Origin of the sequence: Lysobacter stagni, assembly GCF_030053425.1 — a bacterium.
GTDB classification, from domain to species: Bacteria; Pseudomonadota; Gammaproteobacteria; order Xanthomonadales; family Xanthomonadaceae; genus Lysobacter_J; species Lysobacter_J stagni.
The window spans coordinates 3,452,407-3,477,289 of record NZ_JASGBI010000001.1; the positions used below are offsets into that span (position 1 = coordinate 3,452,407).

21 protein-coding genes and 1 tRNA gene are annotated in these 24,883 nt (G+C 67.4%); 9 read left to right on the plus strand and 13 right to left on the minus strand.

The window, feature by feature from the left end:
* Positions 1-185 precede the first annotated feature (185 nt).
* The 3 genes from QLQ15_RS16050 to QLQ15_RS16060 all read left to right on the plus strand — a co-directional run bounded on the left by QLQ15_RS16050 (position 186) and on the right by QLQ15_RS16060 (position 3,207).
* Entirely contained in the window at positions 186-1,748 is a 1,563-nt protein-coding gene (locus QLQ15_RS16050; protein WP_283214044.1) for a DHA2 family efflux MFS transporter permease subunit, read from the plus strand.
* A gap of 110 nt (positions 1,749-1,858) precedes the next feature.
* Positions 1,859-2,710 carry a formyltetrahydrofolate deformylase gene (gene purU, locus QLQ15_RS16055; RefSeq protein ID WP_283213755.1) on the plus strand — a complete coding sequence of 284 codons (852 nt, stop codon included), beginning with the start codon at positions 1,859-1,861 and terminating at the stop codon, positions 2,708-2,710.
* Positions 2,711-2,760: 50 nt separating this feature from the next.
* Positions 2,761-3,207 (plus strand): hypothetical protein, encoded by a 447-nt coding sequence (locus QLQ15_RS16060; RefSeq protein ID WP_283213756.1) that lies wholly within the window; start codon positions 2,761-2,763, stop codon positions 3,205-3,207.
* A gap of 29 nt (positions 3,208-3,236) precedes the next feature.
* Here the strand turns inward: QLQ15_RS16060 and radA are convergent, their stop codons facing one another.
* The 8 genes from radA to murJ form a co-directional block, all read right to left on the minus strand.
* Positions 3,237-4,643, minus strand: a complete 1,407-nt coding sequence (gene radA / locus QLQ15_RS16065) for a DNA repair protein RadA (protein WP_283213757.1) — start codon at positions 4,641-4,643, stop codon at positions 3,237-3,239.
* Between the two features lie 79 nt (positions 4,644-4,722).
* Complete coding sequence (locus QLQ15_RS16070; protein ID WP_283213758.1) at positions 4,723-5,010, minus strand: hypothetical protein; 288 nt, start codon at positions 5,008-5,010, stop codon at positions 4,723-4,725.
* 270 nt (positions 5,011-5,280) lie between these two features.
* A tRNA-Thr gene (locus QLQ15_RS16075) sits at positions 5,281-5,356 on the minus strand.
* Positions 5,357-5,454: 98 nt separating this feature from the next.
* Entirely contained in the window at positions 5,455-6,411 is a 957-nt protein-coding gene (ispH, locus tag QLQ15_RS16080; RefSeq protein ID WP_283213759.1) for a 4-hydroxy-3-methylbut-2-enyl diphosphate reductase, read from the minus strand.
* A 16-nt stretch (positions 6,412-6,427) separates the two neighbouring features.
* Positions 6,428-6,931, minus strand: a complete 504-nt coding sequence (gene lspA / locus QLQ15_RS16085; protein ID WP_283213760.1) for a signal peptidase II — start codon at positions 6,929-6,931, stop codon at positions 6,428-6,430.
* Positions 6,931-9,744, minus strand: a complete 2,814-nt coding sequence (gene ileS, locus QLQ15_RS16090; protein ID WP_283214045.1) for an isoleucine--tRNA ligase — start codon at positions 9,742-9,744, stop codon at positions 6,931-6,933. Before ileS ends, lspA begins: the two co-directional genes overlap by 1 nt.
* A 72-nt stretch (positions 9,745-9,816) precedes the next feature.
* Entirely contained in the window at positions 9,817-10,776 is a 960-nt protein-coding gene (locus QLQ15_RS16095; RefSeq protein ID WP_283213761.1) for a bifunctional riboflavin kinase/FAD synthetase, read from the minus strand.
* 42 nt (positions 10,777-10,818) lie between these two features.
* Positions 10,819-12,411, minus strand: a complete 1,593-nt coding sequence (gene murJ, locus QLQ15_RS16100) for a murein biosynthesis integral membrane protein MurJ (protein WP_283214046.1) — start codon at positions 12,409-12,411, stop codon at positions 10,819-10,821.
* Between the two features lie 128 nt (positions 12,412-12,539).
* Between murJ and rpsT the strand changes: the two genes are divergently transcribed.
* Complete coding sequence (rpsT, locus tag QLQ15_RS16105; protein WP_216958655.1) at positions 12,540-12,809, plus strand: 30S ribosomal protein S20; 270 nt, start codon at positions 12,540-12,542, stop codon at positions 12,807-12,809.
* 115 nt (positions 12,810-12,924) lie between these two features.
* Here the strand turns inward: rpsT and cgtA are convergent, their stop codons facing one another.
* The 3 genes from cgtA to rplU all read right to left on the minus strand — a co-directional run bounded on the left by cgtA (position 12,925) and on the right by rplU (position 14,764).
* Complete coding sequence (gene cgtA / locus QLQ15_RS16110; RefSeq protein ID WP_283213762.1) at positions 12,925-13,998, minus strand: Obg family GTPase CgtA; 1,074 nt, start codon at positions 13,996-13,998, stop codon at positions 12,925-12,927.
* A gap of 184 nt (positions 13,999-14,182) precedes the next feature.
* Positions 14,183-14,440, minus strand: a complete 258-nt coding sequence (gene rpmA / locus QLQ15_RS16115; RefSeq protein WP_194930872.1) for a 50S ribosomal protein L27 — start codon at positions 14,438-14,440, stop codon at positions 14,183-14,185.
* A gap of 15 nt (positions 14,441-14,455) precedes the next feature.
* Positions 14,456-14,764, minus strand: a complete 309-nt coding sequence (gene rplU, locus QLQ15_RS16120; protein WP_137833398.1) for a 50S ribosomal protein L21 — start codon at positions 14,762-14,764, stop codon at positions 14,456-14,458.
* A 623-nt stretch (positions 14,765-15,387) separates the two neighbouring features.
* On the opposite strand from rplU, the gene QLQ15_RS16125 reads away from it, so the two are divergent.
* The 4 genes from QLQ15_RS16125 (at position 15,388) to QLQ15_RS16140 (ending at position 22,074) form a co-directional block, all read left to right on the plus strand.
* Entirely contained in the window at positions 15,388-17,466 is a 2,079-nt protein-coding gene (locus QLQ15_RS16125) for a S8 family peptidase (RefSeq protein WP_283213763.1), read from the plus strand.
* Positions 17,467-17,554: 88 nt separating this feature from the next.
* The gene (locus tag QLQ15_RS16130) at positions 17,555-18,439 is read left to right on the plus strand and encodes an OmpA family protein (protein WP_283213764.1); all 885 of its coding nucleotides are present in this window, start codon (positions 17,555-17,557) and stop codon (positions 18,437-18,439) included.
* 189 nt (positions 18,440-18,628) lie between these two features.
* Positions 18,629-21,547 carry an excinuclease ABC subunit UvrA gene (gene uvrA / locus QLQ15_RS16135; protein WP_432277827.1) on the plus strand — a complete coding sequence of 973 codons (2,919 nt, stop codon included), beginning with the start codon at positions 18,629-18,631 and terminating at the stop codon, positions 21,545-21,547.
* Positions 21,548-21,687: 140 nt separating this feature from the next.
* The gene (locus QLQ15_RS16140) at positions 21,688-22,074 is read left to right on the plus strand and encodes an acyl-CoA thioesterase (protein WP_283214047.1); all 387 of its coding nucleotides are present in this window, start codon (positions 21,688-21,690) and stop codon (positions 22,072-22,074) included.
* Between the two features lie 87 nt (positions 22,075-22,161).
* On the opposite strand, the gene QLQ15_RS16145 is transcribed toward QLQ15_RS16140, so the two are convergent.
* Positions 22,162-22,605, minus strand: a complete 444-nt coding sequence (locus QLQ15_RS16145; RefSeq protein ID WP_283213765.1) for a copper chaperone PCu(A)C — start codon at positions 22,603-22,605, stop codon at positions 22,162-22,164.
* Between the two features lie 53 nt (positions 22,606-22,658).
* Between QLQ15_RS16145 and QLQ15_RS16150 the strand changes: the two genes are divergently transcribed.
* Positions 22,659-23,432 (plus strand): enoyl-CoA hydratase/isomerase family protein, encoded by a 774-nt coding sequence (locus tag QLQ15_RS16150; RefSeq protein WP_283213766.1) that lies wholly within the window; start codon positions 22,659-22,661, stop codon positions 23,430-23,432.
* 3 nt (positions 23,433-23,435) lie between these two features.
* On the opposite strand, the gene QLQ15_RS16155 is transcribed toward QLQ15_RS16150, so the two are convergent.
* A complete protein-coding gene (locus QLQ15_RS16155) occupies positions 23,436-24,773 on the minus strand; it encodes a substrate-binding domain-containing protein (protein ID WP_283213767.1) in 1,338 nt (445 codons plus the stop codon).
* Positions 24,774-24,883 lie beyond the last annotated feature (110 nt).

The window sequence follows — 24,883 nt, forward strand, 5'->3', positions numbered from 1 at the left end:
TCGCAGTCCACCCTTTTTGCCGTCATCCCCGCGCTAGCGGGGATCCAGCGACCTCCTCCCTCCCCCCGTGAGTCACTGGATTCCCGCCTGCGCGGGAATGACGGCCTCTCCACTTCCGTGGCGCACCCGGTGCGTCCGATCCTCAAGACCCCGCCATGTCGACCATCGCGCAACAGGAAGAGGAGATGGGCCTGCCGGTCACGCCGGAGCCGCCCAAGGCCGCCTTCCGTCCACCCAACATGGCACTGACGACGATCGGCCTTGCGCTTGCGTCGTTCATGCAGGTGCTGGACACCACCATCGCCAACGTGTCGTTGCCGACGATCTCCGGCAACCTCGGCGCCAGCGCCAACCAGGCGACGTGGGTGATCACGTCCTTCGCCGTCAGCAACGCCATCGCCTTGCCGCTGACGGGCTTCCTCACCCGCCGCTTCGGCGAACGCAAGCTGTTCACCTGGGCCACGCTGGCCTTCGTGATCGCCTCGCTGCTGTGCGGCCTGGCCAACAGCATGGGCCTGCTGGTCGCGGCGCGCGCGCTGCAGGGCTTCGTCTGCGGTCCGATGTACCCGGTCACGCAGGCGCTGCTGATCTCCATCTATCCACCGCACAAACGAGGACAGGCCATCGCGTTGCTGGCGATGGTGACGGTCGTGGCGCCCATCGCGGGCCCCATCCTCGGCGGCTGGATCACCGACAACTACAGCTGGGAATGGATCTTCTTCATCAACATTCCCATCGGCATCTTCTCCAGCATCGTCGTCGGTCGGCAGCTCAAGGGCCGGCCTGAGCGGCTGGAGAAGCCGAAGATGGACTACATCGGCCTGGCCACGCTGGTGCTTGGCGTGGGCGCGCTGCAGATCATGCTGGACCTGGGCAACGACGAGGACTGGTTCAACTCCACCAAGATCGTGTGGCTGACGGTCGTGGCCGTGATCGCGCTGGTGGTGTTCGTGATCTGGGAGCTCACCGAGAAGGATCCGATCGTCAACCTGCGCCTGTTCCGCCACCGCAACTTCGCCAGCGGCACGGCCGCGATGGTGATGGCATACGCGGCGTTCTTCAGCGTGGGCCTGCTAGTGCCGCTGTGGCTGCAACGCAACCTGGGCTACACGGCGATCTGGGCCGGTTTCGCCAGCGCGCCCATCGGCATCCTTCCCGTGCTGCTGACGCCATTGGTGGGCAAGTACGCGTCGAAGTTCGACCTGCGCATGCTGGCGACGTTCGCCTTCGTGGTGATGGCCAGCACCAGCTTCTACCGCTCCGGCTTCAACCTCGACGTGAACTTCCAGCGCGTGGCCGAGGTGCAGTTGTGGCAGGGCCTGGGCGTGGCGCTGTTCTTCATGCCGGTGCTGACGATCCTGCTGTCGGACCTGGAGCCGCACGAGATCGCCGCAGGCTCCGGCCTGGCGACGTTCGTGCGTACGCTGGGCGGCAGCTTCGCGGCCTCGCTCACCACCTGGGCATGGAACCAGCGCACCACCATCCACCATGCGCGGCTCACCGAGAGCATCGGCGCCTACGACCCGAGCATGCAGCAGGCCATCAGTGCCCTCGGCCAGGGCGATCTGCAGCGCGGCGCGGCCATGCTCAACGGCATGATCACGCAGCAGGCCGCGCAGATCGGTTTCAACGAGATCTTCCACCTGCTGGGCATCCTGTTCCTGGTGGTGATCGTGTTCGTGTGGTTCGCCAAACCGCCCTTCACGGCGAAGATGGGCGGTGGCGCCGCGGCAGCCGGCGGTCACTGATCGTTCGACAAGACCGCAGAAAGGGCCGGGAAACCGGCCCTTATTCTTTCCGGGGCCGCGCGCGGCGGCGCACTGCGTTCTACACGGCATCGGCCCGTCTGCGCAGCGCCATGCCCCACTACATCCTCACCCTCTCCTGCCCCGACCGTCCCGGCATCGTCAACGCCGTGACCGGCCATCTGCTGCGTTACGAGGGCAACATCCTGGAGGCGCAGCAGTACAACGACCTCGAGACCGATCGCTTCTTCATGCGCACGGTCTTCGCGCTGGCTCCGGAATCCATCGCCGAGGTGCGCGACGGTTTCGGGGCGCTCGCCAAGGCATTCCGCATGCAGTGGGCGATGCGTGATCGCAGCGTGCCGCGACGCGTGATGCTGCTGGCGTCGAAGTTCGACCACTGCCTGGCCGACGTGTTGTACCGCTGGCGTATCGGCGAGCTGCCGATGGAGATCACCGCGGTCGTGGCCAACCATCCCCGCGACACCTACCGCCATCTTGATCTGGATGGCATTCCCTTCCATCACCTGCCGGTGGAGAAAGGGCGAAAGCAGGAGCAGGAAGCCGCGCTGTGGTCATTGATCGAGCACACCGGCACCGAGCTGGTGGTTCTTGCCCGCTACATGCAGGTGCTCTCGGAGGAACTGGCGACGAAGTTGTCCGGTCGTTGCATCAACATCCACCATTCGTTCCTGCCCGGCTTCAAGGGCGCGCGCCCGTACCACCGGGCGCATGCACGCGGCGTCAAGCTGATCGGTGCCACGGCACACTTCATCACCGCGGACCTGGACGAAGGTCCGATCATCGAACAGGACACGCAGCGCGTCAGCCATCACGACACGCCGGAAGACATGATCCGGATCGGGCGCGACATCGAGCGCCGCGTGCTGGCGCAGGCGCTGCGCTACTGGCTGGACGACCGCATCCTGCTCAACGGGCACCGCACGGTGGTGTTCGCGGTGTGAATGAACCGGCGTTCTCGCCGCGCGCACGCGGCGGCGTCTATGTTGCCGGAATGGGCGCCGTACGCTGGATGCTGATGCTGTGGCTGGCCACCGTGGTGATTTCCACGGCCGTGGTGGCGTGGGCGGTGCTGTGGCACCGTCTGGACTTCCAGCGCGAAAGTGCGCAGCTGCGGGCCGCCTTCGATGCGCTGTGGTTCGACACGCCCATCGGCCGGGTGACGGGACAGGCGCTCACGGTCGTGAAGGTCGCGTATCAGATCGATGAAGCCCTGCTGGCTTCGGCAATGTATACGGGGCCCGCGCGCTGGGACGCACTGTGGTACGCGGCCGGGCCCGGCCCCAGTTACTTCCTCGCAGTCTGCGTGCTCGAATCGGGCAAACCGATGACCCCGCCACGATGGATCGTGCGCACGCTGGACGAGCCGCACATGCGCGCGGCATTGAACGGCGACCGCAACGCGCAGATGCTGGCGTTCAACGAGGCGATCCAGGCCTGAGCTTCAAGCGCGCAGGCCGTCGTGTCCGATCAGGCGCGCTCCAGCGCATCGGCCAGGCGTTCCACGCCCACCACTTCCATCTCGCCCATGCGCCCGCTCTTGGGCGCGTTCGCCTTCGGCACGATGGCGCGCTTGAACCCGTGCGTGGCCGCTTCCTTCAGGCGTTCCTCGCCGTTGGGCACGGGGCGGATCTCGCCTGACAGACCGACTTCGCCGAAGGCGATGGTCTGCTGTTCCAGCGGGCGATCGCGCAGCGACGAGAGCACGGCCAGCAGCACCGGCAGGTCGGCAGCGGTTTCCTGCACGCGGATGCCACCGACGACGTTGACGAACACGTCCTGGTCGCCGACACCGATGCCGCCGTGGCGATGCAGTACCGCCAGCAGCATCGCCAGTCGGTTGCCTTCCATGCCCACCGCGACGCGGCGCGGATTGGACAGCGGGGAGGCATCCACCAGCGCCTGCACTTCCACCAGCAACGGGCGCGTGCCTTCGCGCGTGACCATCACGCAACTGCCGGGCTGCGGGCGTTCGCTGCCCGAGAGGAAGATCGCGGAGGGGTTGGGCACTTCGCGCAGGCCCTTCTCGCCCATCGCGAACACGCCCAGCTCGTTGACGGCTCCGAAGCGGTTCTTGAAGGCGCGCAGCACGCGGAAGCGGCTGCCGCTCTCGCCTTCGAAATACAGCACCGCGTCGACCATGTGTTCGAGCACGCGCGGACCGGCGATGCCGCCTTCCTTGGTGACATGCCCGACCAGGAAAACCGCGGTGCCGGTTTCCTTCGCGTAGCGCACCAGGCGTGCGGCACTCTCGCGCACCTGGCTGACCGAGCCGGGTGCGGCGCTGAGTTCCTCGGTCCACAGCGTCTGCACGGAGTCGGCGACGATCAGGCCCGGGCGCATCTTCGCGGCGTGCTCCAGCACGCGCTCCACACCGGTCTCGGCCAGCGCGTGCACACCGTCCACCGGCAGACCCAGGCGCGTTGCGCGACCGGCCACCTGCGCCAACGATTCCTCACCGGTGACGTACAGGCCCGGCAACGTGCCGGCCATGCGACTGATGGCCTGCAACAGCAGGGTGGATTTGCCGATGCCGGGATCGCCGCCCACCAGCACGACCGATCCGTGCACCAGGCCGCCGCCGAGCACGCGGTCAAACTCACCGATGCCGGTGCTGACGCGATCTTCCTCGGAGTGGCGTACGTCCTTGAGCGCGGTGACGACGGGCGCATCGGCCTTGCCCGCCCAGCTGGCGCGGCGACTGGCTGCGACGCTCGCGCCGGCCTTCGACGCGGGCTCGACGACGAATTCGCTCAGCGTGTTCCACGCCGCGCACTCGGCGCACTGGCCCTGCCACTTGCTGTGGTCGGCGCCGCACTCGGAACAGACGTACGCGGTGCGGGCCTTGCCCGGGGATTTGGCGGCGAGCTTGGACATGGCGAGTGCGACGATGAATTGCCCCGCACTCTACCCGGCCGCCGTCGCGGAAAGCGAGACGACGCCCGGAGCGGTCGGATCAGGCCGCGTGCGGCAGGTGGCACTCCGGATACGACGCGTGCAGTTCCTGCTGCGGTTCGCCCAGCAGGCCCGCGACATCGCCCTGCGGCACGATGCTGTAGCCGCGCGCGTCGATGTCCTTGGCGATGCCGATCCAGTCCAGTCGCGGCACGGCCGACTCGCTCTCCAGACTCCAGCCGAAACTCAGCTCGCCGATGGCGGCCATCTCGTCGCCCGGCAACGATGCACCGCACGGCGCTACTACGAATCCTTCTTCCTTCCCCACCACGAAGACATCCACTCGCATGTTCAACACCCTGTCGAAGTCCTCGAAAACTGGCGGGCAATGGTGGCGACGCGCGTGCTAAAGAAGAGTGAACGCCGCATTGCCGATGAATGAAACATTCAGCCCGTGCCTGCCGATCCGTGTCGAGGTGCGCGAATCGAACGCGAGCGTGACGCGACCGTCTGACAGTCGCGTGACATGCGTTGTCTGTCGGCACGCGCGACCGTGTCGTGAGGAAATGCCTGACGGCGGAGAGGCAAAAAAAGAACCCCGCCGAAGCGGGGTCTTGAATGGTGCCGGAAATAGGAATCGAACCTACGACCTACGCATTACGAATGCGCCGCTCTACCAACTGAGCTATTCCGGCGGAAATCGGATGGCCGGGCCTGTGGGGGCCGGGCTGCGGAGTTCTCCGCGAGGCGGGAATTCTAGGCGCTGGGGCCGTTCCCGGTCAATCGATCCGGCTCAATCGACCAGTTGCAGTCGCAGCTCCTTGGGCAGCGCGAAGACCATGTCCTCCGGCTCGCCGGAGAGTTCGGCCACGTGCTGGGCGCCCAGCTCGCGCAGGCGTTCGATCACGCCGCGTACGAGCACTTCCGGGGCCGACGCGCCGGCGGTCACGCCGACCCGCTTGCGGCCCTCCACCCATGCGGGGTTGATCTCGATCGCGCCGTCGATGAGGTAGGCCTCCACGCCCTCGCGCTCGGCCAGCTCGCGCAGGCGGTTGGAGTTGGAGCTGTTCACCGAACCGACCACCAGTACCAGATCGCATTGCGCGGCCAGCTCGCGCACGGCGTCCTGGCGGTTCTGGGTGGCGTAGCAGATGTCGTCGTTCTTCGGCCCCTGCAGGGCGGGGAACTTCGTCCGCAGCGCCTCGATGACGCCACGGGTGTCGTCCACGGAAAGCGTGGTCTGGGTGGTGTAGGCCACGTTCTCGGGCTGGTCGATCTGCAGCGCGGCCACGTCGTCGTTGTCCTCGACGAGGTAAATGCGCCCGGCCCCGGCCCCGGCCTCGCGCTGCCACTGCCCCATGGTGCCTTCCACCTCGGGATGCCCTTCGTGGCCGATCAGCACCACGTCGCGGCCGGCCCGGCAATGGCGGGCGACTTCCAGGTGGACCTTGGTCACCAGCGGACAGGTCGCGTCGAACACCTTCAGCCCGCGGCGCCCGGCTTCCTCGCGCACCGCCTGCGACACGCCATGCGCGCTGAAGATCACCGTCGCGTTGTCGGGCACCTCGTGGAGCTCCTCGACGAAGATCGCCCCGCGGTGCTTGAGGTCGTCGACCACGAAGCGGTTGTGCACGACCTCGTGGCGCACGTAGATCGGTGCGCCCAGCGTTTCGATGGCGCGCTTGACGATCTCGATCGCGCGGTCGACGCCGGCGCAGAAACCACGGGGATTGGCGAGCACTACGTCCATGGGGTCATTCTACCGTTCAGGGTTGGCGCGCCGGTACGGCCGGCTTCGTGAACAGGCCGAACAGGGCGATGCCGATGGCACCCACCACGATGGCCGAATCGGCCACGTTGAACGCGGGCCAGTAATGGTCGCGCCAGTGCCACTGGATGAAATCCACCACGTGCCCGTGAATCAGGCGGTCGATGACGTTGCCCAGCGCGCCGCCGATGACAAGCGCGTACGGCAGCGCACTCTTCCAGTCGCGGCGCGGGGTGCGCGCCAGCCACCAACCCAGCAGCCCGCTGATGCCGACCGCCAGCACCACGAAGAAGTACTTCTGCCAGCCGCCGGCGTCGCTGAGGAAGCTGAAGGCCGCGCCGGTGTTGTAGGTGCGGTACCAGTTCCAGAAGCCCTCGATCACCGGGATCGCGGTGTACTCGGGCAGGGAACTGAGCACCCAGGCCTTGGTGATCTGGTCGAGCACGATCACCGCGACCGAGACCAGCAGCCACGCCAGTGCATTGGGACGGACGGTCGTCATCAGAACCACACCCGGTCTTCGCCGGCTCCCGTCACGTTGACCACGCAGCGGCCGCACAGCTCCGGGTGGGCGGCAACGCTGCCGACGTCGCCGCGGTACTGCCAGCAGCGCACGCACTTGGTCTTGGTGGTCGGCGTGGCAAGCACGGCGATGTCCTTGATGCCGTCGTCGGCCACCACTTCCACGTCGCCGCTGATGAACAGGAAGCGCAGTTCATCGGCGAACGGCGCCAGCCAGTTCTGGTCGGCCACGCCGGCCTTCAGGCCGATCTCGGCTTCCAGCGCGGCACCGATCTCACCGGCAGCACGCATGGGCTCCAGCGTCGCGCTGACCTGTTCGCGCAGCGCGAGCAGACGGTCGAAATCGTCCGCCGACAGCGGCGCGTCTTCGGGCAGCAGCGCCAGCCCGTCGTACCAGGTGACGAACAGCACGTTGTCCTCGCGCGGACCCTGCTCGGTCGTGGCCGGCAGGTGGCGCCACATCTCGTCTGCGGTGAAGGCCAGGATCGGGGCGATCCAGCGCACGAACGCCTCGGCGATGCGGTACATCGCGCTCTGCGCCGAGCGGCGACCGCGCGAATCCTCCTGCATCGTGTACAGGCGGTCCTTGGTCACGTCGAGGTAGAGCGAACCCAGATCGACGCTGCAGAAGTTCGACAACGCCTGCACGATCTCGGCGAAGTCGTAGCGTTCGTACGCGCTGGCGATGCGCTCCTGCAACTGTGCGGCGCGGTGCACGATCCAGCGGTCCAGCGCCACCATGTCCTCGAGCGGCCGCAGATGCACCGCCGGATCGAAACCGTTGAGGTTGGCCAGCAGGAAGCGCGCGGTGTTGCGCAGGCGGCGGTAGACGTCCGAGGTGCGCTTGAGGATGTTGTCCGACACCGACATCTCGTTGCGGTAGTCGGTCGCGGCGATCCACAGGCGCAGCACGTCGGCGCCCATCGCATTGATGACCTTCTGCGGCTCGACCGTGTTGCCGAGCGACTTGGACATCTTCTTGCCCTGCTCGTCCACGGTGAAGCCGTGCGTGAGCACCTGGCGATACGGCGCAACGCCGTCCATCGCCACGCCGGTGAGCAGCGAGCTGTGGAACCAGCCGCGATGCTGGTCCGAGCCTTCCAGGTAGAGGTCGGCCGGCTTGTGCAGCCCGTCGCCCGGACGCTGCGCCAGCACGCATTCGTGGCTTACGCCCGAGTCGAACCACACATCGAGGATGTCGGTGACCTTCTCGTAATGCGCGGCGTCGTCGCCGAGCAGCTCCTGCGCGGTCATGTCGTACCACGCATCGGCGCCAGCCTGTTCGACGCGGTCGGCAACCTGGCGCATCAGCTCGGGCGAGCGCGGGTGGATCTCGCCGGTCTCGCGATGGAAGAACAGCGCGATGGGCACGCCCCAATAACGCTGGCGCGAGATCGTCCAGTCAGGACGCCCCTCGATCATGTTGTAGATGCGTGCCTCGCCCCACTCCGGCACCCAGCTCACCTTGCCGATCTCGCTGAGCGCATCGCGGCGCAGGTTGGCCTGCTCCATCGAGATGAACCACTGCGGCGTGGCGCGGAACACCACCGGCGTCTTGTGACGCCAGCAATGCGGATAGCTGTGCGTGAGCTTGTGGGCGGCCAGCAGGTGGCCGCTGGCGCGGATCACGTCGATCAGCACGTCGTTGGCTTTCCAGATGTGCAGGCCGGCCAGCACGATGCCGTCCGCCGGCGGCGTCGACGGCAGGTACAGACCGCGCGCGTCGACCGGATTGATCTGTGCGGCGCTGTAACGGTCGGTCAGCCCGTACTTCAGTCCGACTGCGTAGTCCTCCTGGCCGTGGCCCGGCGCCGTGTGCACCATGCCGGTGCCGTCCTCGGCCGACACGTGGTCGCCGACCAGCACCGGGATGTCGCGCTCGGCATAGAACGGATGCTGCAGCAGCACGCCTTCCAGATCGTTGCCCAGCGCGCGACCGAGCACGACGACGTCCTCGACGCCGTAACGCGCCAGCGCCTTGCCGGCCAGCGCTTCGGCCAGCACCAGCAGGCGGCGGCTTCCGTCGGCCAGACGCGGACCTTCGACCAGCACGTAGTCGAGCTCCGGTCCCACGCTGATCGCCAGGCTCGCCGGCAGCGTCCACGGCGTGGTGGTCCAGATCGGCATCGCCACGCGCACGCCGTCTTCGACGTCCGTGCCGAACAGCCTGGCCAGCGCATGCGGATCGCGCGCGTCGTAGGCGACGTCGATCGCGGGCGATTGCTTGTCGGCGTACTCGATCTCCGCCTCGGCCAATGCCGAGCCGCAATCGAAGCACCAGTGCACCGGCTTGGCGCCGCGCACCAGGTGGCCGCGCTCCACGATCTTCGCCAGCGAACGCATGATGTCCGCCTCGTAGCGGAAATCCATCGTGCGATACGGGTTGTCCCAGTCGCCGGTCACGCCCAGGCGCTTGAAGTCGCGGCGCTGCAGCTCGATCTGCTCGGCCGCGTACTCACGGCACTTCTGGCGGAACTGGCTGGCGTCGAGCTTCTCGCCGACCTTGCCGTACTTCTTCTCCACCTGGTGTTCGATCGGCAGCCCGTGGCAATCCCAGCCCGGCACGTACGGCGCGTCGTACCCGGCGAGCAGGCGCGACTTCACGACCACGTCCTTGAGCACCTTGTTGACCGCATGGCCCAGGTGGATCACGCCGTTCGCGTAAGGCGGGCCGTCGTGCAGCACGAAGCTGCGCTCGCGCTTGCCGACCTTTTCGCGGATTCGCTGGTACAGGCCTTCGCCTTCCCAGCGCGCCAGCGTTTCGGGCTCGCGCTTGGGCAGGTCGCCGCGCATCGGGAATTCCGTGGCGGGCAGATGCAGGGTGGCTTTGTACTGGTTCGGATCTTGATTGGTCACTGCGGTCGCTCAGGCGAAGGCGTTGTGTCGGGTTGTCGAATGCTGCGAGAGGATCGCGCGCGCCTGATCGGCGTCGCGGTGCATCTGCGCGGTCAGCGCCGGCAGATCGGAGAATTTCAGTTCATCGCGCAACTTGGCGACGAACTCCACTTCGATGCGGCGCCCGTAGAGGTCGCCATCGAAGTCGAACAGGTGCGCTTCCAGCAGCGGCTCGACGCCCTCCACCGTGGGACGCGTGCCGAAGCTGGACACCGAAGCGCGTGGCGTGTCGCCCACGCCGTGCACCCAGGTCGCATAGATGCCGGACAAGGCAGGCGTCTTGCCACCGAAGCGCAGGTTGGCCGTCGGAAAGCCCAGCGTGCGCCCGAGCTGCTTGCCCGCCACCACGTGTCCGCCGATCGCGTACGGCCGACCGAGGAACCGCGCGGCGGTGGCGAAATCGCCCGCACGCAGCGCTTCGCGGATGCGCGTGGCCGACACGCGTTCGCCGTCCAGCAGCACCGGCGCGATCTCGCCCGCGGTGAAGCCCAGCTGCGTGCCCACTGCGCGCAGCACGTCGATATCGCCGCCGCGCGCCTTGCCGAAACGGAATTCCGGCCCGACCCACACCTCGCGCGCCGACAGTCGCCCGGCCAGCACGGTGCGCGCGAAATCGTCCGCGGACAGGCTGCTCAGGCGCCGGTCGAAACGCAGCAGGCCGACCTGATCGATGCCCTCGGCCAGCAGTCCCGCGGCCTTCGCACGCGGCAACAGAAGCCGCGGCGGCGGCTGCGCCGGTGCGAAGAACTCACGCGGCAACGGCTCGAAACTCAGTGCGACCGACGGCAACCCCAGCGCGCGGGCACGCGAAAGGGTGTGGCGCACCAGCGCCTGGTGGCCCAGGTGCAGGCCGTCGAATGCGCCGATGCAGACCACACTGCCGTGCGGGCACCGGGGCCCGCCCTCGACGTCTCGAAACAGCCTGCTCATCGGTTCGAAGTATAGCCGTGAAGGCGCCAGCCCAAGGCCGGATCAGTGCTCGCGCAGGTCGCGCGGCCGGAACCCGAGCGCCAGCAGCGCCATCAGGTACACCAGGCCACCGCCCGACACCAGCACCGCCAGATAGCCGATGCGCGCCCACTTGCCGATCACCGTGAACTCCGGCGCCCACAGCAGTCCGGCCCACAGCGCCGCGGACATCGCCGCGCAGGCGATCAGCAGGCGCATCACGTAGCGCATCCAGCCCGCCTGTCGCTGGTAGACACCGGCCTTGCGCAGCCAGTGCCACAGCAGCGCCAGGTTGAGGTAGCTCGCCGCCGCGCTGGCGAAACCGAGCGCCAGGTGCAGGCCCGGCGTCTGCTCCAGCGCGGTCATCACGCCCTTGGCGCGCACTTCCGGCGTGGTCCACAGCAGGTACAGGACCCACAGGAAGACGACGTTCAACACCATGTTGGCGATCAGCGACGCCACGCCCGCGCGCACCGGCGTGCGGGTGTCCTGTCGCGCGTAGAAGGCCGGCAGCACGATCTTCACCAGCGCGAAGGCCGGCAGGCCGAAACTCAGGCCGAACACGGACATCGCCGCCATGCGCGTGTCGAACGCCGAGAACTTGCCGTGCTGGAACAGCGTCGCCACCAGCGGCTCGGCCAGGAACATCAGGCCCAGCATGGCCGGCATGGCGATCAGCAGCGTCGTACGCAGACCCCAGTCGAGTGCCTTCGAGAAACCCTCGCGATCGGTCTTCACGTGATGACGCGACAGCGCCGGCAGGATCACCGTGCCCAGCGCCACACCGAACACGCCCAGCGGCAACTCGAGGAAGCGGTCGGCCTGCGACAGCCACGTCTGCGAGCCGACGAACAACAGCGAAGCGATCACCGTATCCAGCAGCAGGTTGATCTGCGCCACCGACGAGCCGAACAGCGTCGGCACCATCAGCCGCATCACCTTGCGCACGTCGGGATGGTTCCAGCCCCATTTCGGCAGCGTCAGCAGATTGAGCTTGCGCAGCGCCGGCAGCTGGAACAGCAACTGCGCGATACCGCCGGCGAGCACAGCCCAGCCCAGGGCGAGGATCGGCACGTCCAGGTGCGGCCGCAGCCACAACGCACCGGCGATCATGAAAAGGTTGAGGATCACCGGCGTGAACGCCGGCAGGCCGAACCGGTGGAAGCTGTTGAGCGCCCCGCCCGACAACGCGGTGAGCGATACGAACAGGATGAAGGGGAACGTCAGCTGCAGCAGATGGACCGTGAGATCGAACTTTTCCGGATTGTTCAGCGAGCCCGGACTGAAGACCGCGGCGATCTGCGGCGCGAAGAACAGCCCCAGCGCCGTGATGACCAGCAGGATGCCGCCCAGCGTGCCCGAGACCCGGGCCATCAGCTCCTTCAGGTCATCGAAGGAACGGGTTTCCTTGATCTCGGTGAACACCGGCACGAAGGCAGTCGAGAACGACCCCTCGGCGAACAGCCGCCGCATGAAGTTGGGAATGCGGAACGCCACCCAGAACGCATCGGTGCCGGCATTGGCACCGAAGGCCTGGTTGATGGCGATGTCCCGGACCAGGCCCAGGACCCGCGAGACCATGGTCATGCTGCTGAAGGACAGCAGCCCCCTGAGCATCCTGGGTGCCGTCACGCCAGCGCCCCCTCTTTCACACGGTTGACGCAACCCACTGAATCCTCCATACTTTCCGGTCTGACTGACCCCAGCCCCATTTCACTCTCTCTACCAGTTTCCAGGAATTCGCCGTGGCAAACATCAAGTCCGCCAAAAAGCGCGCCAAGCAGACCGTGGTTCGCAATGCCCGCAACGCCAGCCAGCGTTCGATGCTGCGTACCGCCGTCAAGAAGGTGCTGAAGGCCCTGGGCGAGAACGACGCCGCTGGCGCCGAGGCCGCCTTCGTCGTCGCGCAGCCGATCCTCGATCGCTTCAGCTCGCGCGGCCTGATCCACAAGAACAAGGCTGCCCGCCACAAGGCCCGCCTGAACGCCCGCATCAAGGCGCTCAAGGCTGCCTGATCCGGCATCCGTCGTCGGGCGCTTCAGGGCGCCCTTCGCGGCGGAACGGACCAGCACAACGGGGCAAAACAAAAACCCGGCCGATGCCGGGTTTTTTGTTGTCTGCGCCATGGCATCAAACGGAGCCATGGCCGTTCTCGGCGTCGCGTGCGGCTTCCAGCGCGGCTTCGCGCTGGCGATCGAAGAACGTCATGACGTCGAGCATGATCGGCCAGGTGCCTTCGCGGCCGATCGCCGACACCAGGTACCAGCGGTCCTTCCAGCCCAGCTCGTCGATGATCGACTTCACGATCGCCTGCTGTTCTTCCTCCAGCAGCAGGTCGGCCTTGTTGAGCACCAGCCAGCGCGGCTTGTTCAGCAGCTCGGGATCGTGTTTTTCCAGCTCGCGCTCGATCGCGCGCACCTGGTCCGCCGGGCTCACGCCCTCCACGCCGCCTTCCATCGGCGCGATGTCCACCAGGTGCAGCAGCAACCGGGTGCGCTGCAGGTGCTTGAGGAACTGCGTCCCCAGGCCCGCACCCTCGGCCGCACCTTCGATCAGGCCCGGGATGTCGGCGATGACGAAGCTGCGATGCGCCTCGACACTCACCACGCCCAGGTTCGGATAGAGCGTGGTGAACGGATAGTCCGCGACCTTCGGCGTCGCCGCCGACACCGCGCGGATCAGCGTGCTCTTGCCGGCGTTCGGAAAGCCCAGCAGGCCGACGTCGGCCAGCAGCTTCAGTTCCAGCTTGAGCTCGCGCTCCTCGCCCGGCAGACCCGGCAGCGCCTTGCGCGGCGCGCGGTTCACCGAGCTCTTGAAATGCATGTTGCCAAGGCCACCCTTGCCACCCTTGGCGACGAGCAGGCGTTCGCCATGACGCGTCAGGTCGCCGATGACCTCGTCGGTCTCGACGTTGGTGACCACGGTGCCGACCGGAACGGTGATGACCAGGTCATCGCCCGTCTTGCCGTACATCTGGCGCCCCATGCCGTTCTCTCCGCGCTTGGCGCGGAACTGCTTCTGGTGGCGGAAGTCGACCAGCGTGTTGAGGTTCTCGTCGGCGAGCAACCACACGCTGCCACCGTCGCCGCCGTCGCCGCCGTCGGGGCCGCCCAGCGGAATGAACTTCTCGCGGCGAAAGCCGACGCAGCCATTGCCGCCGTTGCCAGCGCTGACCTGGATTTCAGCTTCGTCGACGAGTTTCATAGGGAGAGCCGGGACTGGAGATTTCGGGATGGAGGACTGACAAGGACAGTCCGGCGGATCGCGATCATCTTAGGACGATCGATCGACGTGGAGCCCGCTTTCGCGAAGCGCCCGTCTGCAATTCCGTCGCTTGAAACGAAAAGCCCCGCCGAAGCGGGGCCCCTCGCGAACAGCTGTGTCGCGATTACTCGGCGACGACGCTGACGGTGCGGCGCTTCTTCGGGCCCTTGGTCGAGAACTCGACCTTGCCGTCGACCAGCGCGAACAGCGTGTGATCGCGGCCCAGACCGACGCCGGAACCCGGATGGAACTGGGTGCCACGCTGGCGGACGATGATGTTGCCGGCCTCAATGGCCTGGCCGCCGTACATCTTCACGCCGAGGTACTTCGGGTTGGAGTCGCGGCCGTTACGGGTGGAACCTACGCCCTTTTTGTGTGCCATGGCTGCTTCTCCTTCTTAGCCGGCGATGCCGGTGATTTCGATTTCGGTGTAATGCTGACGGTGGCCCATCTGCTTGCGATGGTGCTTGCGGCGACGGAACTTCACGATGCGCACCTTGTCGGCGCGGCCGTGGCCGATGACCTTGGCGGAGACGGTGGCGCCCTTCAGGGCATCGCCGACCTTCACGCCATCGCTGCCGCCCAGCATCAGGACGTTGTCCAGCTTGATCTCGCTGCCGACTTCGACATCGAGCAGCTCGACGCGCAGGGTTTCGCCCTGCATAACGCGGTACTGCTTACCGCCGGTGACTACTACTGCGTACATGACCAGATTCCTCTGTAGTTATTTTGGTCGCCTGCCGCACCCATGACGGGCGGACAGAAGCGGAATTCTAGTGCGATCAGCGGCTTGGAGCAAGTCCGACCCACCCGCGACACGCCCAGGGCCATGCCCGCATAACTGCCCGGCAGCGCACGGTTTGCCGCGCGTTCAGGTTTCCGGTTCGTCCCGGCGTCGACATGGCGCCTATTGCACCGCCCGGAACCTTGAACTACGTTCGGTCCATGGGCGGCTACAGGGCGCCGCCCATCCCATCGGACGAGCGAACCGCAGACCCGTGCATGCCATGGGCCAGGGGACGCTCGGCGAGATCGAGGAGGCCCTGTGCGAATGGATTCCGACCGCCTGCCCGCTCCATTGCGGACACGGCCACCGATGGCGCCGGCGATGCGCCTTTCTCCAGATCAAGCCCGTCACGCCGCACCTGCGCGACGCGCACCTTCCATTCCATCGACTTCCCGCGTGCCGGCACGCGGCGCCGCCATGGCGTCCGCGCGGCTGGCACACACCCCGTCGCGCGATACGGCATCCGCCGTCGCCGACTCGTACCCGACGCCACAGGGGGAGACGCCGGGCGTTCCTGCAGCAAGCCAACAAAGGACGTTGTCATGACTCGCAAAGCACGCACGATGAAGTGGACCGCACTCGCCATCGCCACGGCGATCCTCGTCGCACCGGCGGCCTATTCCGGCGGGAAGCTGCCCGTCGCCAACAAGGTGAAGGTATCCACCCTTTCTCCGCAGGCGGCCAGGGCCGCGAAGCAGCAGCCGCAGCAGTACGACCGCTTCATCATCACCTACCGGTCCGACGCCAAGCGCCTGACCGCGGCGGCCTCGAACCAGCAACTGGCGACGGCGGCCAATACGCTGGGCGTCGGCATCGCGCCGATGCGCACGCTGGCCACGGGCAGCTCGCTGATCCGCACCGACCGCAAGCTCGACAGCGTGGCGGCCAAGCTGCTCATGATCGAACTGATGAAGGATCCCAGCGTGCTGGCGGTCGAGCCCGACCGCCTACGCAAGCCGATGATGGTGCCCAATGATCCGCTGTACGCGCAGCAGTGGCACTACAAGAACGGCCCGGGCGGCATCAACGTCGAACCGGCATGGGACCTCAGCACGGGCGATGGCGTCGTCGTGGCCGTGCTCGACACGGGCATCACGCCGCATTCCGAACTCAACGCCCAGCAGGTTCCGGGCTACGACTTCATCATCGATCCGGAAGTCAGCGTTGATGGCGACGGTCGCGATGCCGACCCGAACGATCCGGGCGACTGGCACGACGGCGAATGCAACATCTTCGGCATTCCCGAGGACAGCAGCTGGCACGGCACGCACGTGGCCGGCACGGTAGCCGCCGCGACCAACAACAACGCCGGCGTGGCAGGCGTCGCCTTCGGTGCGAAGGTGCAGCCGGTGCGCGTGCTGGGCAAGTGCGGCGGTTACGAGTCCGACATCATCGATGCGGTGACCTGGGCCTCCGGCGGCACGGTCGCCGGCGTACCGGCCAACGCGACGCCGGCGGAGGTCATCAACCTCAGTCTCGGCGGCAGCGGCGCGTGCAGCGTGGCCGAGCAGGCGGCCTACACCGCAGCGAAGGGGCGCGGCACCACGGTCGTCGTGTCGGCCGGTAATTCCTCGGCGGATGCGGCCAACTTCTCGCCGGCGAGCTGCAACGACGTCATTACCGTGTCCTCGGTCGGTCCGACGGGCGCGCTGTCGGGCTTCTCCAACTACGGCAACGTGGTCGATGTCGCGGCGCCCGGCGGCTCCGGCGTGGCTCCGGCGGCGGACAACATCCTGTCCACGCTGAACCTGGGCCTGCAGGGCCAGGAAGGCGAAGGCTATGCCTGGTACGCGGGCACTTCGATGTCGGCACCGCACGTCTCGGGCGTGATCGCGCTGATGCAGTCCGTGGCACCGACGCCGAAGACGCCGGACCAGGTCAAGAAGATCCTGGAGAACACGGCGTATGCATCGGGCGGCTTCCCCGGTGGCTGCAGCTACAACAAGTACTGCGGCGCCGGCATCATCGATGCGCGTTACGCCGTCGCCGTGGCGGCCGGCACCGAACCGCTGCCGCCGGACGTCCCGCCGGCTCCGGAACCGCCGCCGGCCACCGCGCTCACCAACGGCGTCACCGTCACCGGCATCGAAGTGCTCGCCGGCGACACCGTGCGTTACCAGCTGCTGGTGCCCAACGGTGCGTCCAACCTGCTGTTCGCGATGTATGGCGGCACCGGCGATGCGGACATCTACGTGCGCCGCGGAGCCGACCCGACCCTGACCTCGTACGACTGCCGCCCGTACAGCTCCGGCAACAACGAGAACTGCTTCTTCCCGGCTCCGCAGGGCGGCACCTGGTACGTGACGGTCCGCGGCTTCAGCAACGCCGCCGGCGTGTCGCTGTACCCCAGCTTCACCGACGCCAACTGGCCGCGCGCGGTCGAGGCCGAGGCGATCCAGCTGGCCAACCATCGCACCCAGGTCACGCTGAACTGGACGCACGGCAAGAAGAACATCGACATCTACCGCAACGGCGCCATCCTCAAGACCGTGAAGAACAAGGGCACCGCGACCGATACGTTCCGCATCATCGGCAGCGGCACCATGAGCTACAAGCTCTGCAACAACGGTACGCAGGAATGCGCGGATCCGGTCGAGATCGACTACGCGTCTCACCGCTGAGTCGTCAGCTGCAGGAACGGAAGGGCCCGGCACGTGCCGGGCTCTTCTCCCCGACTTCGCCGAATCCCCGATCGCCGATGGAGCGCCCATGACCCCACCCCGCCCCGCCCGTTCGCCCGGACGATCCTTCGTCCGCCCCCTTCTCCTTCCGCTCGCGCTCGCGGCGCTGGCGACCGCCGGCTGCCAGCGCGACGCAGCCGCACCGCCCACCGCCACCGCAGCTACCACTCCCATCGAGACCGTCCCTGTCGCCCATTTCGACGCACGCCTGAACCTGGTCAACAACAACGGCCTGGTGCGCTTCGATGGCACGGTCGGCAACGCGAAGACGCGCGACGCAGTCGTCGGCGCGCTGACCCGCGCCTACGGCGCCGAACGCGTCTCTGGCCATCTCGACGTCGATGGCGGCGCCCGCCCCGCGCCGTGGGAAACCGCGCTTCCGCAATTCCTGGCCGCATTCACCCAGGCCGGCGCCGCGGTGACCTTCGAAGGCCGCCGCGTCGAACTGGGCGGATACGCCAGTGAAGCCGACCGCGAAGCCCTGCTCGCGCGGGCCGAGCTGCTGTTCCCCGGCTATGCCTACACCGGCCTGTTCCAGGGCGTCGGAAACGATGCCGCCGGCGATGCGGCCGACGCGGTCCTGGCGAAGGTGAAGCCAGGCACGTCAGGCAACGCCCTCGTTCAGGCCCTGAACGAGGCCGTGACGCAGACGCCGATCCGCTTCGAGCCCGGCAGCGCACGCGTTGCGCCCGACAGCCTCGCGCTGCTCAGCAAGGCGGCGCAGGTCATCCAGGCGTCCGGCGGCGCCCGCCTCGAGGTCGCCGGACCGTCCGGCGACGATCCCTCGCTCTCGCAGCAGCGCGCCGAGGCGATCAAGGTCCAGCTCATCGTCAACGGCGTCAGCCCCGCCGCCATCGAGACCGCCCGCCTGGCGGCGAGCGGCGATTCAGCGCGTTTCCGCCTGCTGCAGTAAGCGCGCGCCGGCCCGGAGGGGGCGCAATGCCCCCTCTCACGGGCGATCCCGCCAGCCACCGACACACGGACCTGAAGTCTCCTGACAGACTTTGGTTCCGGCCAATTGCCCCCATCTTCGCCAGTCGATACGCTGCTTCGTTCGCCGTCGCGTTCCGCGAAGGCGACCTTCCCCCCAGACAGGCAACCGATGGCGCTGGATTACATCCGCATCCGCGGCGCGCGGACGCACAACCTCAAGAACGTCGATCTCGACCTGCCGCGCGACAAGCTGATCGTGATTACGGGTCTGTCGGGGTCGGGCAAGTCCTCGCTTGCCTTCGACACCATCTACGCCGAAGGCCAGCGCCGCTACGTCGAGTCGCTGTCGGCCTACGCGCGGCAGTTCCTCTCCGTCATGGAGAAGCCGGACGTCGACCACATCGAGGGCCTGTCGCCGGCCATCTCCATCGAGCAGAAGTCGACTTCGCACAACCCGCGTTCGACCGTCGGCACGATCACCGAGATCTACGACTACCTGCGCCTGCTGTACGCACGCGTGGGCACGCCGCGCTGCCCCGACCACGGTTACCCGCTGGAAGCGCAGACCGTCAGCCAGATGGTCGACCAGGTGGTCGCGCTGGGCGATACCGAGGAAGGCCGCGAGCAGCGCTACATGCTGCTGGCGCCGGTCATCCGCGAACGCAAGGGTGAGCACGCGCAGGTGTTCGAACAACTGCGCGCGCAGGGTTACGTGCGCGTGCGCGTGAATGGCGTGCTGTACGAGATCGACGCGGTGCCGACGCTGGCGCTGCGCCAGAAGCACACCATCGAAGCGGTGGTGGACCGCTTCAAGCCGCGCGAGGACATCAAGCAGCGCCTGGCCGAATCGTTCGAGACGGCGCTGAAGCTGGGCGACGGCATGGCCCAGGTGATGTCGCTCGACAACGCCGAGGCCGCGCCCCTGCTGTTCTCCTCCAAGTACAGCTGCCCGGTGTGCGATTACTCGCTGCCGGAACTGGAACCGCGCCTGTTCTCCTTCAACTCGCCGATCGGCGCCTGCCCGACCTGCGACGGCCTGGGCGTGGCGCAGTTCTTCGACCCGGCGCGCGTGGTGGTGCATCCGGAGCTGTCGCTCTCGGCCGGCGCGGTGCGCGGCTGGGACCGTCGCAATGCCTACTACTTCCAGCTGATCCAGTCGCTGGCCAAGCACTACAAGTTCGACGTCGATGCACCGTGGCAATCGCTCCCGGCGAAGGTGCGCGACGCCGTGCTGTTCGGCAGCGGCGAAGAACTCGTCACATTCACCTACCTCACCGAGAGCGGCGGGCGCAGCCAGCGCAAGCATCGCTTCGAAGGCATCGTGCCGAACCTTGAACGCCGCTACCGCGAGACCGAGTCGGCGGCGGTGCGCGAGGAGCTGGCCAAGTACATCAGCGAGCGCGCGTGCACCGACTGCGGCGGCGCCCGCCTCAACCGCGCCGCGCGCAGCGTGTTCGTGGCGGACCGCCCGCTGCCGGACATCGTGGTCATGCCGGTGGACGAGGCGCTGTCGTTCTTCAAGGCGCTCAACCTGCCCGGCTGGCGCGGCGAGATCGCGATCAAGATCGTCAAGGAGATCGCCGACCGCCTGCGCTTCCTCGTCGATGTCGGCCTGGACTACCTCACCCTGGAACGAAAGGCCGATTCGCTGTCCGGCGGCGAAGCGCAGCGCATCCGCCTGGCCTCGCAGATCGGCGCGGGCCTGGTGGGCGTGATGTACGTGCTCGACGAGCCGTCCATCGGCCTGCACCAGCGCGACAACGAACGCCTGCTCGGCACGCTCACGCGCCTGCGCGACCTTGGCAACACCGTCATCGTCGTCGAGCACGACGAGGATGCGATCCGCCTGGCGGACTACGTGGTCGACATCGGCCCCGGTGCCGGCGTGCATGGCGGCGAAGTCATCGCGCAGGGTTCGCTGGACGACGTGCTGAAGGCGCCGCGCTCGCTCACCGGCCAGTACCTCAGCGGCAAGAAGCGCATCGAGATTCCGGCCAAGCGCCACAAGCCCGATCCGAAGACCACCTTCCACCTGCGTGGCGCCAGCGGCAACAACCTCAAGGACGTGGACCTGGCCATTCCGTCGGGCCTGTTCACCGCGATCACCGGCGTGTCCGGCTCGGGCAAGTCGACGCTGATCAACGACACGCTGTTCGCCATCGCCGCCAACGAGCTCAACGGTGCTTCGCACACGCCGGCACCGCATCGCGAATACGAGAACATCGAGCTGTGGGACAAGGTGGTCGACATCGACCAGTCCCCCATCGGTCGCACGCCACGTTCCAACCCCGCCACCTACACCGGCCTGTTCACGCCGCTGCGCGAGCTGTATGCGCAGGTGCCCGAAGCGCGCGCGCGCGGCTATTCGCCGGGCCGCTTCAGCTTCAACGTGCGCGGCGGCCGCTGCGAGGCCTGCCAGGGCGACGGCCTGATCAAGGTCGAGATGCACTTCCTTCCGGACGTGTACGTGCCGTGCGACGTCTGCGGCGGCAAGCGCTACAACCGCGAAACGCTGGAAATCCTCTACAAGGGCTACAACATCAACGACGTGCTGGAGATGACCGTCGAGGATGCACTGGGCCTGTTCGAGGCCATCCCGGCGATCTCGCGCAAGCTGGAAACGCTGATGGACGTGGGCCTGAGCTACATCAAGCTGGGCCAGAGCGCGACCACGCTGTCCGGCGGCGAGGCGCAACGCGTGAAGCTGTCGAAGGAACTGTCGCGCCGCGACACCGGTCGCACGCTCTACATCCTCGATGAGCCGACGACGGGCCTGCACTTCCACGACATCGAGCATCTGCTGACGGTGCTGCACCGCCTGCGCGACGACGGCAACACGGTGGTGGTGATCGAACACAACCTGGACGTCATCAAGACCGCCGACTGGGTCATCGACCTCGGCCCCGAAGGCGGCCACCGCGGCGGCACGATCCTCGCCACCGGTACGCCGGAGCACATCGCCGGCCTGACGCATTCGCACACCGGCCGTTTCCTCGCGCCGCTGCTGGGCATGACACCCGAAGCCCCGGCGCGCAAGAGCAAACCAGCCCCCAGGGCGAACAACACCAAGAAGAAGTCCGCTGCATGAGCGACACCGCACCACCGAAGGCCCGCACGCCCACCGCACGCAAGCGCAAGCCGGCGGCGAAGAAATCCGCACCGGCACCGGCATCGACCAACGCAACGCAGGCGGCCGCGCCGGCCGCGGCCACGACAGCGCCCGTTGCGCTGATCCGCGTGCCGCTGTCGGTACGCTGGCGCGATCTGGACGCGTTCAACCACGTCAACAATTCGAAGTACCTGAGCTACCTGGAAGAAGCCCGCCTGCGCTGGATGCTGAGCGTGCCCGGCCAGGGACTGGACGACCACGTCGCTCCGGTCGTGGCGGCCGCCAACCTCAACTACCGCCGTCCGATCGAATGGCCCGCGGAAGTGGACGTCGAACTGTTCGTCGAACGCCTGGGCAATACCAGCGTGACCATCGGCCACCGCATCGTCGATGCGAAGGACGACTCCGTGCTGTATTGCGACGGCAACGTGGTGATGGTGTGGATCGACCGCGAGACCGGTCGCGCCGCGCAATTGCCCGAGGACGTGCGCGCCTCCTGCAGCTGACCGCGCACGGCTTCGTCACGAACGAAAAGAGCGGCGTCGAAGGACGCCGCTCTTTTTCATTGGAAACGCGCTGTACGGAGCGTCCGCTTACTCGCCGGCCTTGCGCACGACGAACTCGCCCAGCACCTTGCCGCCGTCCTTCAGCTTGAACTCCACCGCCACCTTGCTGCCCGGCTGCAGCGCGGCACCCGGGTCCATCAGCATCAGGTGCATGCCACCCGGCTTCAGCACCGCCGATTGCCCCGGTGCTATGCGCAGCTCCGGCAGCGCGCGCATGCGGCTGACGCCATCGACGATGCGCGTCTCGTGCAGCGAAACATCGCCGAAGGCGGCGCTCGACGCGCCCACGATGGTGAGCGGTGTTCCGCACGGATTCTCGATGCGACCAAAGCCCGCCATCATCGGCATGCTGCCCGGTGGCATGCGCACCCAGCCCTCGCGCACGACCGGCGTGCAACCGCGGGCGAACGCGAGAGAGGACGCCGCCATCAACGCGACGGCCAGGCCAATACGAATGCAGGTGCGGTTCATGGGCCTATGATACCGCCAGGACGCCCCTTCTCTTCCCACCTGGACGCATCGCCATGAGCCTCATCGAAACCCGCGCCGCCGACGGCATCGTCGAACTCAAGCTCGCGCGCGCACCGGTCAACGCACTGAACCCGGAGCTGTGCAACGCGCTGCGCGAGGCGCTGGCGCAGGCGATCGCCGCAGGCGCCCAGGGCATCGTCCTGAGCGGCGGCGCGAAGGTGTTCTCGGCGGGTCTCGACGTGCCCTACCTGCTCTCGCTGGGTGACGACCGCGATGCGTTGATGGCTGCGTGGCAAGCCTTCTTCGACACCGCCAAGGCGCTGGCCGAATCGCCGATCCCCGTGGTCTGCGCGATCGGCGGGCACGCACCCGCCGGTGGCTGCGTGCTGGCGCTGTGCTGCGATTACCGCGTGATGGCGCGCAGCGAGGATCCCGCCAAGCCGTTCCGCATCGGCCTCAACGAAACGCAGGTCGGGCTGGTGGTGCCGGTCGGCATCCTGCGCCTCATGCAGCGCGTGGTGGGCACGTATCGCGCCGAACGCCTGGTGGTTGCCGGCGACATGGTCGATGCCGAGCGCGCCGAGCGCATCGGTCTGGTCGATGAACTGGTCGAGATGGACCGCGTGGATGCACGCGCGCGCGAGTGGCTGGCACAGCTGCTCACGCTGCCGCAGCCGGTCATGCGCCAGACGCGCGCCATCGCGCGTGCCGACGTTGTCGCAGCGATGCAGCCGGACCAGATCCAGCTGCCCCGCTTCATCGCCGCCTGGAGCGATCCGGCCACGCAGGCGGCACTGCACGCGCTCATCGCGCGACTGGGCAAGTAATCCCTACAGGACCCAGATCTCGACGCGCTCGTTGCGATACCGCGCGTTCGGACCGCCGGCGCGCATCAGCGGCACCTGCGCGCCCATGCCGCGCGCGTGCAGCACCGGCAGTCCGCGCGCCATCAGTTCGTGTGCTACCAGGTCCGCGCGATCGTTGCTCATCATCGTCGCCGCGACCTGGCTGCCCGCGCCCAGATCGGCGAAGCCGATCACCAGCAGGCGCTTGCCACGGTTCATCGGCAATCGCATGAATGCGTCCAGGCGGTCGAGGTCGCGCACTGCGCGACTATCGTACACGCTGCTGGCCACACCGCTGTCGTTGTTGCCGCTGAAGTTGAAGCGCAGGCTCAAGGGCACGCGCGTGGCGGTGCCAAGCAGTTCGCGATAGTCGTTGGGGCCGACCAGGGTCGTGGGGCGATAGCCCGGGCGCAGCGTCACGGCAGCATGGCCGGCCTGCGTCACCGCGTCCTGTCCGCGCTGGCCCATGGCGTACAGCGCGAAGCTGCGGCTGAGCGCGCCCATCATCTGGCTGCCGTACAGCGTGAAACGACGACTCAGCGGGTAGTCCTCGCTCTGCACCGCCAGGCGCGTGGGCGACACCGCGCGCCCGCCATCGGATACCGCGATGGGCCGTACGTTCGCGCCCCACGGCTGGCGCAGCGTGACGAAGCCGATGCCCGATGGATCGGCGGCGATCGCGCGCACCAGCGCCTCACCATCGGCATGTTCGGTCGCGGGCGCATACGACGCGCCCTGCATCACGCGTTCGTCCATCACGTCGCGCGCGGAATTCGTACCGGCCACCGTGTGCAGGTGGACCGCGCCGCGTCCTCCCACATCGCGCCAGTCGCGCACCTGTCCGGAGAACAGGCGGCGCAGTTGCGCGTAGTCGAGTTTGGCGATCGGGTTGTCGCGATGAACCACCACGGCGACGCCATCGAGCGCCAGCACGAATTCCTGGTCGTGCGACGCCAGGTCGCCCAGCTGCCAGCCGGCGTCCAGCTCGGCGGCAGTGGGGCGGCGCGTCATCATCGCGATGTGCGCATTGCCGTCGACCAGATCCTGGAAGCCCCGCGCGGAACTGGTGCCGGCGATCTCCACGATGAGCGGCTGACCGTCGCGCACCGCGTGGATCTCGGTGACCGACGCGCGCGCGGCCACGCGGCGAATCTGCTGATAACCGATGTCGCGCAGCCAGGATTCGGCCACGGCCGGCACCAGCCGCGCGGCCATGGTCTGCGAACCGGAAATGCGGACGCGCTCGGCGTCCATCTGCGCGTGCGCCAGCGCACTGGCGCACAACAACCACAACAACACCGTAATACGAGCAACGCGTGACATCGCGCACGCCCCCTATGCGAAATGGCGCAAGGATCGGGGGCGGATATGACTGAACGGTTACACCGCGCGCAATTCCGTCACATCAGACAGGAACGGGCGGATGCGGCACA

Coding starts and splice junctions, on each gene's coding strand:
- QLQ15_RS16050 (WP_283214044.1), top strand. CDS start 186: ATGGGCCTGCCGGTCACGCCGGAGCCGCCCAAGGCCGCCTTCCGTCCA.
- purU (WP_283213755.1), top strand. CDS start 1,859: ATGCCCCACTACATCCTCACCCTCTCCTGCCCCGACCGTCCCGGCATC.
- QLQ15_RS16060 (WP_283213756.1), top strand. CDS start 2,761: ATGGGCGCCGTACGCTGGATGCTGATGCTGTGGCTGGCCACCGTGGTG.
- radA (WP_283213757.1), bottom strand. CDS start 4,643: ATGTCCAAGCTCGCCGCCAAATCCCCGGGCAAGGCCCGCACCGCGTAC.
- QLQ15_RS16070 (WP_283213758.1), bottom strand. CDS start 5,010: ATGCGAGTGGATGTCTTCGTGGTGGGGAAGGAAGAAGGATTCGTAGTA.
- ispH (WP_283213759.1), bottom strand. CDS start 6,411: ATGGACGTAGTGCTCGCCAATCCCCGTGGTTTCTGCGCCGGCGTCGAC.
- lspA (WP_283213760.1), bottom strand. CDS start 6,931: ATGACGACCGTCCGTCCCAATGCACTGGCGTGGCTGCTGGTCTCGGTC.
- ileS (WP_283214045.1), bottom strand. CDS start 9,744: ATGCGCGGCGACCTGCCCAAGCGCGAGCCCGAAACGCTGGCGCGCTGG.
- QLQ15_RS16095 (WP_283213761.1), bottom strand. CDS start 10,776: ATGAGCAGGCTGTTTCGAGACGTCGAGGGCGGGCCCCGGTGCCCGCAC.
- murJ (WP_283214046.1), bottom strand. CDS start 12,411: ATGCTCAGGGGGCTGCTGTCCTTCAGCAGCATGACCATGGTCTCGCGG.
- cgtA (WP_283213762.1), bottom strand. CDS start 13,998: ATGAAACTCGTCGACGAAGCTGAAATCCAGGTCAGCGCTGGCAACGGC.
- rpmA (WP_194930872.1), bottom strand. CDS start 14,440: ATGGCACACAAAAAGGGCGTAGGTTCCACCCGTAACGGCCGCGACTCC.
- rplU (WP_137833398.1), bottom strand. CDS start 14,764: ATGTACGCAGTAGTAGTCACCGGCGGTAAGCAGTACCGCGTTATGCAG.
- QLQ15_RS16125 (WP_283213763.1), top strand. CDS start 15,388: ATGACTCGCAAAGCACGCACGATGAAGTGGACCGCACTCGCCATCGCC.
- QLQ15_RS16130 (WP_283213764.1), top strand. CDS start 17,555: ATGACCCCACCCCGCCCCGCCCGTTCGCCCGGACGATCCTTCGTCCGC.
- uvrA (WP_432277827.1), top strand. CDS start 18,629: ATGGCGCTGGATTACATCCGCATCCGCGGCGCGCGGACGCACAACCTC.
- QLQ15_RS16145 (WP_283213765.1), bottom strand. CDS start 22,605: ATGAACCGCACCTGCATTCGTATTGGCCTGGCCGTCGCGTTGATGGCG.
- QLQ15_RS16150 (WP_283213766.1), top strand. CDS start 22,659: ATGAGCCTCATCGAAACCCGCGCCGCCGACGGCATCGTCGAACTCAAG.
- QLQ15_RS16155 (WP_283213767.1), bottom strand. CDS start 24,773: ATGTCACGCGTTGCTCGTATTACGGTGTTGTTGTGGTTGTTGTGCGCC.